Source organism: Nostoc sp. CCY 9925 (assembly GCF_963920935.1).
GTDB lineage: Bacteria > Cyanobacteriota > Cyanobacteriia > Cyanobacteriales > Nostocaceae > Nostoc.
Genome location: NZ_CAWUDO010000180.1, coordinates 1 through 9,371, shown reverse-complemented (window position 1 = coordinate 9,371; position 9,371 = coordinate 1). Strand labels below are relative to the sequence as shown.

Annotated in this window: 11 protein-coding genes and 1 pseudogene; 7 read left to right on the top strand and 5 right to left on the bottom strand. The window is 41.6% G+C overall.

Annotated elements, in window-relative coordinates:
• Positions 1–148: 148 nt before the first annotated feature.
• Together ACM0OY_RS38385 and ACM0OY_RS38380 are read left to right on the top strand one after the other, a co-directional pair.
• Positions 149–697, top strand: a complete 549-nt coding sequence (locus ACM0OY_RS38385) for a 2'-5' RNA ligase family protein (RefSeq protein WP_414573955.1) — start codon at positions 149–151, stop codon at positions 695–697.
• A 72-nt stretch (positions 698–769) separates the two neighbouring features.
• Positions 770–892: pseudogene (locus ACM0OY_RS38380) on the top strand (LuxR C-terminal-related transcriptional regulator); the annotation flags it as partial.
• A gap of 125 nt (positions 893–1,017) precedes the next feature.
• On the opposite strand, the gene ACM0OY_RS38375 reads toward ACM0OY_RS38380, so the two are convergent.
• Positions 1,018–1,341 (bottom strand): S-layer protein, encoded by a 324-nt coding sequence (locus ACM0OY_RS38375; RefSeq protein WP_414573954.1) that lies wholly within the window; start codon positions 1,339–1,341, stop codon positions 1,018–1,020.
• Between the two features lie 94 nt (positions 1,342–1,435).
• On the bottom strand, positions 1,436–1,573 hold the full coding sequence (locus ACM0OY_RS38370) for a hypothetical protein (protein WP_414573953.1): 138 nt from the start codon (positions 1,571–1,573) through the stop codon (positions 1,436–1,438).
• A gap of 322 nt (positions 1,574–1,895) precedes the next feature.
• Between ACM0OY_RS38370 and ACM0OY_RS38365 the strand changes: the two genes are divergently transcribed.
• Together ACM0OY_RS38365 and ACM0OY_RS38360 are read left to right on the top strand one after the other, a co-directional pair.
• A complete protein-coding gene (locus tag ACM0OY_RS38365) occupies positions 1,896–2,135 on the top strand; it encodes a hypothetical protein (protein WP_414573952.1) in 240 nt (79 codons plus the stop codon).
• 91 nt (positions 2,136–2,226) lie between these two features.
• A complete protein-coding gene (locus tag ACM0OY_RS38360; RefSeq protein ID WP_414573951.1) occupies positions 2,227–3,630 on the top strand; it encodes a tyrosine phenol-lyase in 1,404 nt (467 codons plus the stop codon).
• A 114-nt stretch (positions 3,631–3,744) separates the two neighbouring features.
• On the opposite strand, the gene ACM0OY_RS38355 is transcribed toward ACM0OY_RS38360, so the two are convergent.
• Genes ACM0OY_RS38355 through ACM0OY_RS38345 form a run of 3 tightly spaced genes read right to left on the bottom strand, consistent with a single transcriptional unit; the run spans position 3,745 to position 4,481 of the window.
• The gene (locus ACM0OY_RS38355; RefSeq protein WP_414573950.1) at positions 3,745–4,041 is read right to left on the bottom strand and encodes a hypothetical protein; all 297 of its coding nucleotides are present in this window, start codon (positions 4,039–4,041) and stop codon (positions 3,745–3,747) included.
• 39 nt (positions 4,042–4,080) lie between these two features.
• Entirely contained in the window at positions 4,081–4,218 is a 138-nt protein-coding gene (locus ACM0OY_RS38350) for a putative toxin-antitoxin system toxin component, PIN family (protein WP_084177679.1), read from the bottom strand.
• Positions 4,215–4,481 (bottom strand): hypothetical protein, encoded by a 267-nt coding sequence (locus tag ACM0OY_RS38345; protein ID WP_414573949.1) that lies wholly within the window; start codon positions 4,479–4,481, stop codon positions 4,215–4,217. The genes ACM0OY_RS38350 and ACM0OY_RS38345 overlap by 4 nt, the downstream gene beginning before the upstream one ends.
• 273 nt (positions 4,482–4,754) lie before the next feature.
• On the opposite strand from ACM0OY_RS38345, the gene ACM0OY_RS38340 reads away from it, so the two are divergent.
• The 3 genes from ACM0OY_RS38340 (at position 4,755) to ACM0OY_RS38330 (ending at position 9,265) form a co-directional block, all read left to right on the top strand.
• Positions 4,755–7,637 (top strand): CHAT domain-containing protein, encoded by a 2,883-nt coding sequence (locus ACM0OY_RS38340; RefSeq protein ID WP_414573948.1) that lies wholly within the window; start codon positions 4,755–4,757, stop codon positions 7,635–7,637.
• A 224-nt stretch (positions 7,638–7,861) separates the two neighbouring features.
• Positions 7,862–8,791 (top strand): trypsin-like serine peptidase, encoded by a 930-nt coding sequence (locus ACM0OY_RS38335; RefSeq protein WP_414573947.1) that lies wholly within the window; start codon positions 7,862–7,864, stop codon positions 8,789–8,791.
• Between the two features lie 93 nt (positions 8,792–8,884).
• A complete protein-coding gene (locus ACM0OY_RS38330) occupies positions 8,885–9,265 on the top strand; it encodes a hypothetical protein (RefSeq protein ID WP_414573946.1) in 381 nt (126 codons plus the stop codon).
• Positions 9,266–9,371: the final 106 nt, after the last annotated feature.

Here is a 9,371-nt window from a genome sequence, read left to right as displayed (position 1 = left end):
AGATACCTGGCACTGGAGAAACAGATAAGGCTAGTAAAGCTAGTGGACTTGTTGCTTTTAAGTAGCAATTGAGTAGCAATGTAGACTAACTACAGTAATTTACTGAACATTTAACTAAAACAGCAGAAAGGAATAAAAATAATTAATGATGAGCCGTTTTTTTGTTGCGCTTCTACCACCACAAGACATTCAGGACTACGCTAATCAGATCAAGCAGTATTTTGCCGATCATTATGCCAGTCGTGGGGCACAAAAGTCTCCGCCTCATATTACCCTACAACCGCCCTTTGAATGGACAGATGCTAACGTCACATTGCTAGAAACTTCTTTGAGGGAATTTGGTAACCGACAAAAGCCAATACCTATTACACTCAGAGATTTTGCTGCCTTTACACCCCGCGTTATATATATTGATGTGGTCAGAAGTCAAGAACTTTTAACTTTGCAAGCTGATTTAATGGCTTATGTAGAAAGCAAGTTGGGAATTGTTGACGAAGTTTCTAAAACCCGACCTTTTGCCCCCCACATGACAGTTGCGTTTCGGGATTTAACAAAGCAGAATTTTAAAGCTGCTTGGCCAGAATTTGAAAATCGCCAGTTGTATTTTGAGTTTACGGCTGACAAATTAACCCTATTGCTTCACGACGGTAAGCGATGGAATGTTAAAGCTGAGTTTAATTTTTGCTCTGGCGGGTAATGAGTATTAAAAGGCAATAAATAACAGGATAATTCCCATAATTAAAAGTATGGAGATTTGTACGATTTTTAAGCTAAATGTCTTTACATTTCTGAAAGAACGGTGAAAAATCATGTTATGAGTATTTGGACTCGCTTAAATTTGCGCGATCGAACTGAAGCTGCTATTTTTGCTAATTCTTTTCTGTTGAACTAATCAGGTAAATAGTAATCATAAAAAGAAGTCATAATTCAGAATAACTTCACCATCAAGCAATACCCAGTCATACAGAATTTGTGCTAAATTTTGATTCCTGAGTTCTGAATTATTATTTATATTTATTATTTTTCAAACCGCTGTTCTTGCTGCGGTTGCTGTTGGCCTTCAGTTGGTTGGAGTTTTTCAAATAAAGCTGGTGGTGTAGCTTGGCGAAACGCACCACAATAGTGCATAGTCATAACTGCTTTGAAAGCCCAATGGTCTGACGGAACATCTGTAAAGGGATTTGGTAAATTTTGGGCTTGATTTTGAATACAAGCATTCACAACTTCATTTGATGTTTTTGATGTTGCTGGAGTTTCATTTGCAGGTTCTTGAGATTTAGCAGGAGTCACAAAGCTAGCAGTAGCTAGCACTATGACTGTAGCCAGAATTTTGTAGTTCATAATTTGAGTTTTCTCAAGATGGCAGCTTATCCTATCTTAGTTCCCAAGCTGCTGCCCAGGAACTAGAACTAGAACTAGAATAATTTTGCCTAGATTAAGCGTTAGAAAACATTGCCAGCATTAGTAACAATACAACTAATGCAGTAATCCAAAGACCTAACGACCCCCAAACAACTGAATCTTGTTGTACTTTCTGCCATAAATTTGTGACTGAATTATTCCGAAATGCCATTTTATAACCTCCAATTTTTATGATGTTTTTACTGAGTAAATTCATAACTCAGAATGGATTACTAGCTGAAAACCAAACAAAACTTTACAAAAAGATATTTATTGATGCTTAAGTTAATTGTCACATAGGTAACTGTTTACACTTCTGATAAGCAGGATTTTGAGAGAATTCTTAACATTCTCTTAACTAGGTATAAAAAATTGTATTTTCCAAAACCAAAACACGGAAATATTGACTCTATTTTTCTTTAATTCGTGTTTATCTGGAGTTAGAAATATATTAAAAATAGACACCTATTATCAGCGAGGTTGGTAAGTAAGTAATGGTGCAAGAAATCAGACAAAACGAACCTCAATATATCTGTATCATTCCAGTTGATCAAATCACAGGTAACCAAGACGAAGAAATCATGGCCTTTGGTGCATCTGCGGATGAGGCAAAAAATCAAGGTGAAGAATTATTAGCATCTACCTATGGCTGTAATCAATCGCAAGTTCGGGAATTGATACAGCAAGCACGAATTGAAACAATAGCTCAGTGGTGTGCCCCGAAACAGCACTAAAATTAGTTGTCAGGGTCTTGGCAACAGCAGGTTTTAGCAACCAAAATGGGTGCAAATATTCAGCTAGTCGGTATCAAGGAGCAATCAATCTATGACTGAGGCCAAGCATACTTCCCCGCGCCGCCGTCGCTCTTGGGCAGAGCCGTATAAAATCAAAGTGGTTGAGCCATTAAAAATGACTACTCGCGCTGAGCGGGAACAAGCGATCACCACTGCGGGTTACAATACTTTTTTGTTACGCTCTGAAGATGTCTACATTGATTTGCTCACTGATAGCGGCACCTCAGCCATGAGCGATTATCAGTGGGCGGGGATGATGCTGGGTGATGAAGCTTATGCTGGTAGCAAAAACTTTTATAATTTAGAAGAAAACATCCAGAAATATTACGGCTATCGTCATATAGTGCCGACTCACCAAGGACGTGGTGCTGAAAACATTCTTTCTCAAATATTGATTAAACCAGGCGATTACATACCAGGGAATATGTATTTCACCACAACCAGGCTGCATCAAGAGTTGGCTGGCGGTACATTTGTCGATGTGATTATTGATGAAGCCCACGATGCCCAATCATTGCATCCATTTAAAGGTAATGTAGATCTGCAAAAGCTCAAAGACCTAATTGAGCGAGTTGGGGCAGAACGCATTCCCTACATCAGCGTCGCGGGAACCGTGAACATGGCTGGCGGACAGCCGATATCGATGGCTAATCTGCGGGAAGTACATCAGTTAGCCCAAACTCATGGTATCCGCATAATTCTTGATGCTACCCGCGCCGTGGAAAATGCTTACTTTATCCAGCAACGAGAGGAAGATTATAGAAATCAAGCGATCGCCACTATCTTACATGAATTTTGCTCCTATACCGACGGCTGCACCATGAGTGGCAAAAAAGATGCACTGGTGAACATCGGCGGTTGGCTGGCTCTCAATGACTATAATCTCTACGAAGAAGCACGTAATTTAATAGTAATATATGAAGGGCTGCATACATACGGCGGTATGGCTGGCCGCGATATGGAAGCTATGGCACGGGGTATCGAAGAGTCAGTTAAAGACGATCATATTCGTGCCCGTATTGGACAGGTTGAGTATTTGGGACAAAAGCTGTTAGATTGGGGTATTCCAATTGTTGTGCCCATTGGTGGACATGCGATTTATTTAGATGCCAAACGCTTTTTACCGCAGATTCCCCAAGATCAATTTCCGGCACAACGCCTAGCAGCCGAACTGTATTTAGAAGCAGGTATTCGGGCAATGGAACGGGGTATCGTTTCCGCAGGACGCAGTAAAGAAACAGGCGATAATTATTATCCAGATTTAGAACTAGTGCGGTTGACTATTCCCCGGCGAGTGTATACCCAAGCTCACATGGATTTGACTGCTGAAGCAGTGGAAGAAGTTTATTATAATCGCGATCGCCTGCGCGGATTGAAGATGATTTACGAACCAAAATATCTGCGGTTCTTTCAAGCACGGTTCGAGTTGCTGTAGAGTTGGCAATTGTGGCGATCGGGTTTCAGTTCTTAAGGCAAAAGACGCGATAAATAGTCGTCTCTACAAAAATCGGTTTTTTGTAGAGACGCTGAAGTATCCAACACGTAGCGATTACCATTCATCGCGTAGATTCCTCTGCATTCCTACCGCGTCTCCCTGCCAAGTTAATTGCCCCGCCAAATCGGAGAAATCATAACTAAGTTGCTGCTTTTCCTCTGACGAAACTGGATTCAAAACAACTACAACGTTCACTTCAACAGCTACTAACTGCGTTGGAATATTAAGATTTAAATATCCTGATTCATCAATTTTAGTCGTAAGTTTTAAAACTTCCATTGCCAAAGTGATAATACATGAATGTGATAACTGTTTTACTGTAGAAAGCAACTCTTTTACACTTGTATTCAAAGCATTTATCTTTGACTGAAACTTCTGACATGCAAGTATTTATTCAACATCTGCGAGGATAGGCTCAGAAGTATAAATGGTTATTTTATTTGCTGCTGCTAAATCGAAAATTCTACCTGGAACACCACGCCAAAGTAAACCAGAAACCCAAACATTAACATCTAAGACAACTCTCATTTTTTAGAGCGTCGTTCCCGTCGCATTTCTTTGACTATCTCACTAATTTCTTGAAGAGTAGGTTGATTGGCATCTACTCCTAAAGTTTCGATTTTTTCTGATAATTCTGCCCAAGTCAATTGTTTACTAATTTTTTTAAATACAATTTCATCTTCTGTAACCAAGACTTCGTATTCTGTCAAAGGTTGGAGTTTAACTAACACCTCTGGCGGGATTTCGAGTTTTCCTTCAGCCGTCACTTTAGCAACAATATTTGTATTCATAGTTTAAATTTACCAGTTTTATAGATTTTATCGTTTTCTTCCTCATCTCCCCACCTCCCGTTAGGAAGCGCGAGAACGAGAAAATCAGACTTTGCCGAGGAAGTTCGTTACAAAAACAGAAACCAGAACCATAACTCTCAACCGCACCCATAAAATCAACATAAAGTTTCAGCAATATCACTGGCGACAATTAAATAATTTACTAATAAGCGGAATTGATGCCGACAGGATAGGGCTGCAAATAATCACTGATTGAGGCTGTGAGGCTAAAGAATGAAGAGAAGTGCAAAGTCTCAACGAGTTTGCTGGTGGTTTCTACCAAAATTGACCCGCTACAGTTTAACTTTGTTGCTGAGTGCGGTAATGCTTGCTGATACAGTGGGGGCGACACCGAGAAACCGAGGGTTGCAGATAGCACAGCAGCCAGGAACCACTCAACAAAATGCGACTCACGCTGCTGCGGTACGACTGACGCAAGAGGGGTTGAAGCTTTATCAACAAGGGACGGCAGAATCACTGCGACAGGCGATCGGGAAATTCCAAGAAGCGATGAAGCTTTTGCAACAAGTTGATGATAAACCCTGGGAAGCCGTCACCCTACTTGGCATTGGCAGTGTTTACAAGTTATTGGGAGAAAACCAAGAAGCACTCAAATACTTAAACCAAGCTTTACCCATATTCCGTGCAGTGGCGAACAGGGGAGGGGAAGCCACCACCCTCAACAATATTGCCAATGTCTACAACTCATTAGGAGAAAAGCAACAAGCACTCAAATACTACAACCAAGCTTTACCCATACTCCGTGCAGTGGAAGACAGGAGAATGGAAGCTGTCACCCTCAGCAATATTGGCACTGTCTACGACTCATTAGGAGAAAAGCAACAAGCGCTCAAATACTACAACCAAGCTTTACCCATACGCCGTGCAGTAAAAGATAGGGAAGGGGAAGCCGCCACCCTCAACAATATTGGCGGTGTCTACAACTCATTAGGAGAAAAGCAACAAGCGCTCAAATACTACAACGAAGCTTTATCCATAAGCCGTGCAGTGGAAGACAGGAGAGCGGAAGCCACCACTCTCAGCAATATTGGCGGTGTCTACGACTCATTAGGAGAAAAGCAACAAGCGCTCAAATACTTAAACCAAGCTTTACCCATAAGCCGTGCAGTGGGGGACAAAGAACAGGAAGCCACTACCCTCACTGTTATTGGCTTCGTCTACGACTCATTAGGAGAAAAGCAACAAGCGCTCAAATACTACAACCAAGCTTTACCCATATTCCGTGCAGCGGGGTATAGGGGACAGGAAGCCACCACCCTCAACAATATTGGCTTAGTCTACGACGATTTAGGAAAAAAGCAACAAGCACTCAAATACTACAACCAAGCTTTACCCATACACCGTGCAGTGGGGAACAGAGAACAGGAAGCCACCACCCTCTTTAACATAGCTTTCCTAGAACGCGATCGCGGTAATCTAAAACAAGCCCAAACACATATTCAAGCAACCATTGAAATCGTTGAAGATTTACGCACCAAAATAGCTGACCAACAACTACGCGCTTCTTACTTTGCCTCAGTCCAAAACTACTACAAGTTCTACACCGATCTGCTGATGCAACTGCACAAAAAAGACCCATCAAAAGGATACGATGCATTGGCACTGCAAGTTAGCGATCGCTCTCGTGCCCGTGGTCTAATTGAACTACTAACCGAAGCAAACATAGATATCAAAAAAGGCATTGACCCAAAACTGTTAGCAGAAGAACGCCGTTTGCAATGGCAAATCAATGCTCAAGAAAAATTATTATCAGAACTATCATCTAAAAAAGAAACCCCAGAACAAGTTTTAACTAACACCAAACAAAAAATTCAAGACTTACTCAAACAACAGCGAGAACTTGAAGTTAAAATCCGCGCCAATAACCCTGAATATGCCGATTTGAAATATCCTCAACCTCTAACTCTCAAACAAATTCAACAACAACTAGATAAAGACACACTGCTATTGCAATATTCTTTAGGTGAAGAACGTAGCTATCTTTGGGCTGTCACACCAGACTCTCTTTATAGCTATGAACTTCCAAAACGCCAACAAATAGACAAAGCAGCCAAGAATTTATACGACAATTACTTAAGAAATCCTGGATACCAGGGAGTTTCCCCAGAAGAAACGGCGAAAGCGGCTAACGAACTGAGTCAACTTATCCTCAAACCTGTTGCTGATAAATTGGGGCAAAAACGCCTCGTAATTGTTGGTGATGAAGCTTTACAATACATTCCCTTTGCAGCTTTAACTACATCAACTAAATCAGCGGATGGTTCAGATTATCAACCATTGGTAGTCAACCATGAAATTATCTCTCTACCTTCTGCCTCCACCATTGCCATTCTCAGGAAACAAACCACAGGACGCACAAAAGCACCAAAAACCCTCGCCATCCTTGCAGACCCAGTGTTTACCGTTAATGATGAGCGAGTAGCTGGCAAATCCTCCAATGTTGCTAATAATAACATTGACCAGCAACTAGAAGAGTCTGCCCTCAAGCGGTCTACTAGAAATATCAAGCGCAGCGAAATTCAAAGACTCCCCGGCACAGAAAAAGAAGCGCAGGAAATTCTCAAACTTGTCTCACCCTCAGAGAACATCCAAGCCTTTGGTTTTGACGCAAACTACAACTGGGCTACCAACGACCAACTAAGTCAATACAAAATCCTGCATTTTGCAACCCACGGCTTTCTAGACAGCACTGAACCAGAGTTATCAGGAATTGTCCTTTCCCTGATAGATAAACAAGGCAAATCCCAAAGAGGCTTTTTGCGACTCACTGATATCTTTAACCTCAACTTTCCAGCCGAGTTGGTGGTGCTGAGTGCCTGCCAAACCGGTCTGGGTGAAGAAGTGAAAGGAGAAGGGCTAGTGGGGTTGACAAGAGGATTAATGTATGCAGGTGCGGCGCGGGTGGTGGTGTCTTTATGGAACGTTGACGATGAAGCAACATCACTATTGATGAGCCAATTTTACAGCCAAATGTTGCAGCAAGGGAAAACTCCGGCTGCTGCCCTCAGAGCCGCACAACTCAAAATGTGGTCACAAGAAAAATGGCGTAACCCCTATTCTTGGTCGGCTTTTACTTTGTTGGGTGAGTGGGAATAACAATTCAAAATTGGGCATTGCTGATTGAAAATATGAATTTGTCTCACGCAAAGTCGCAAAGGTACAAAGAAAAAGAAAGGTAATTTTGGCATTTCATATTCTGATTCAACAACGCCCAAAATTGAGCACAGCAAGGCAAAACACTACTTTGCGAACCTCTGCGCTTACCTTTGCGCCCCTTTGCGTTTAAATTTCCCCCTCAAAATTTACAGGAGTGATTTTTCATGAAAACCATATTTCCATCCAAACAATTTATCTTCCCCTGCCTAGCCACAATTAGCGCCGGAATTTTAGGAATTTGGGCTTCAGTCTCAGCCCAACCACAAACCCCACCCAGTTTTACCAAAGTTGAAAATCCCAGAGAATTTCAACTAGCAGGAAAAGGCGAACCTTCGCTGCTAAATCAGAAAGAAGAACTCCCCGGACAACGGGTAATCATTGGTTCCAAGGATGACCGTATTCCCATGACTAGCAGAAATTACCCTTGGTCGGCGGTGGGTAAAATCGAGGGGGTAAGTGCTGAGGGTAACGGTTACAGTTGCACGGGAACGTTGATTGCTGAAGATGTTGTTTTGACAAATGCTCACTGTGTGGTTAACGCAAAAACCGGAAAAGTTAGTCAAGCGATCGCCTTTCTGCCAAACTTAGTTAATGGTGTCGTCAAAAGTAAAAATGATGTAGCTTACGCCACTAATGTTTATTACGGTACAGACTTTAAAAATGGCGATTTAGGAGATTATGCAAACGATTGGGCGATTTTGAAACTCAACAAGCCTATCGGTAAAAAATATGGTTATTTGGGCTGGAAATCCTTACCACCTTCTAGTTTGGTTGGCGATACGAAAAAATTCGCCTTAGTCGGCTATTCTGGTGATTTTCCCAACCCCAAGAAAAAAGGTTATGAAACTCTAACTGCTGGTGAAAGTATGACTGCTGGCGTTCACCTGAAATGCAGTATCCTCCGCCGTCAGGATAATTTTTTGTACCACAACTGTGATACTAATCAAGGTGCTTCTGGCGGTGCAATTATCGGTAATATCAACGGTAAGTATTATGTGTTAGCCCTCCACTCCGGCTCAAACGAGGTGAATGGATTGTTGTTGAACCGGGCGGTGGAAATGTCTCGCTTGGATGAGTGGTTGCAACAGAATTAAAATAATTCGTAATTCGTAATTCGTAATTGCTGGCTAGTAGGTGGGTTGCATAGCCCGCCTACATCAGCCTTTTGAGTGCTGGTTGCTTCCTCTGTGCCCCTTCGATGTCAGCAACTAGCCAAAAATAGCGATCGCTGTAAAGTTGATAAAGCAGATAACCACAAATATGATGTTATATATGCAAAATTTAAATCTATAAAAATTACCCTAGTAAATCAGGATTTTCAAATCAACATTATGGAGCAAAGCCACCTACCACAGCGCTGGGACGCTGATCAAGAGTTTGAAGAAGCCCTCGAACAATTGGAGGATATCTTACAAGAAAGTCCTACTGAGGATGAAGGTACACCAAAATTGCATACTGATAGTGCTAATGAACTCGAACTCGCTAATGATTTGACAGATATCGATTTAGCAGCTTTTGAAGACGCCGTTGCTGATATTGAACAATATTTCGAGCAAAAAACAAAATAACAATTTGTCATTATTCATTAGTCCTCTGTCATTTGTCCTTTGCAAATCACTAATGACCAATGACCAATGACCAATGACCAATGACCAATGACCAATGACCAATGAC

Excerpts from the sequence above, each read along its gene's own strand:
- ACM0OY_RS38385 (WP_414573955.1), top strand. The coding sequence starts at position 149 with ATGAGCCGTTTTTTTGTTGCGCTTCTACCACCACAAGACATTCAGGAC.
- ACM0OY_RS38375 (WP_414573954.1), bottom strand. The coding sequence starts at position 1,341 with ATGAACTACAAAATTCTGGCTACAGTCATAGTGCTAGCTACTGCTAGC.
- ACM0OY_RS38370 (WP_414573953.1), bottom strand. The coding sequence starts at position 1,573 with ATGGCATTTCGGAATAATTCAGTCACAAATTTATGGCAGAAAGTACAA.
- ACM0OY_RS38365 (WP_414573952.1), top strand. The coding sequence starts at position 1,896 with ATGGTGCAAGAAATCAGACAAAACGAACCTCAATATATCTGTATCATT.
- ACM0OY_RS38360 (WP_414573951.1), top strand. The coding sequence starts at position 2,227 with ATGACTGAGGCCAAGCATACTTCCCCGCGCCGCCGTCGCTCTTGGGCA.
- ACM0OY_RS38350 (WP_084177679.1), bottom strand. The coding sequence starts at position 4,218 with ATGAGAGTTGTCTTAGATGTTAATGTTTGGGTTTCTGGTTTACTTTGG.
- ACM0OY_RS38345 (WP_414573949.1), bottom strand. The coding sequence starts at position 4,481 with ATGAATACAAATATTGTTGCTAAAGTGACGGCTGAAGGAAAACTCGAA.
- ACM0OY_RS38340 (WP_414573948.1), top strand. The coding sequence starts at position 4,755 with ATGAAGAGAAGTGCAAAGTCTCAACGAGTTTGCTGGTGGTTTCTACCA.
- ACM0OY_RS38335 (WP_414573947.1), top strand. The coding sequence starts at position 7,862 with ATGAAAACCATATTTCCATCCAAACAATTTATCTTCCCCTGCCTAGCC.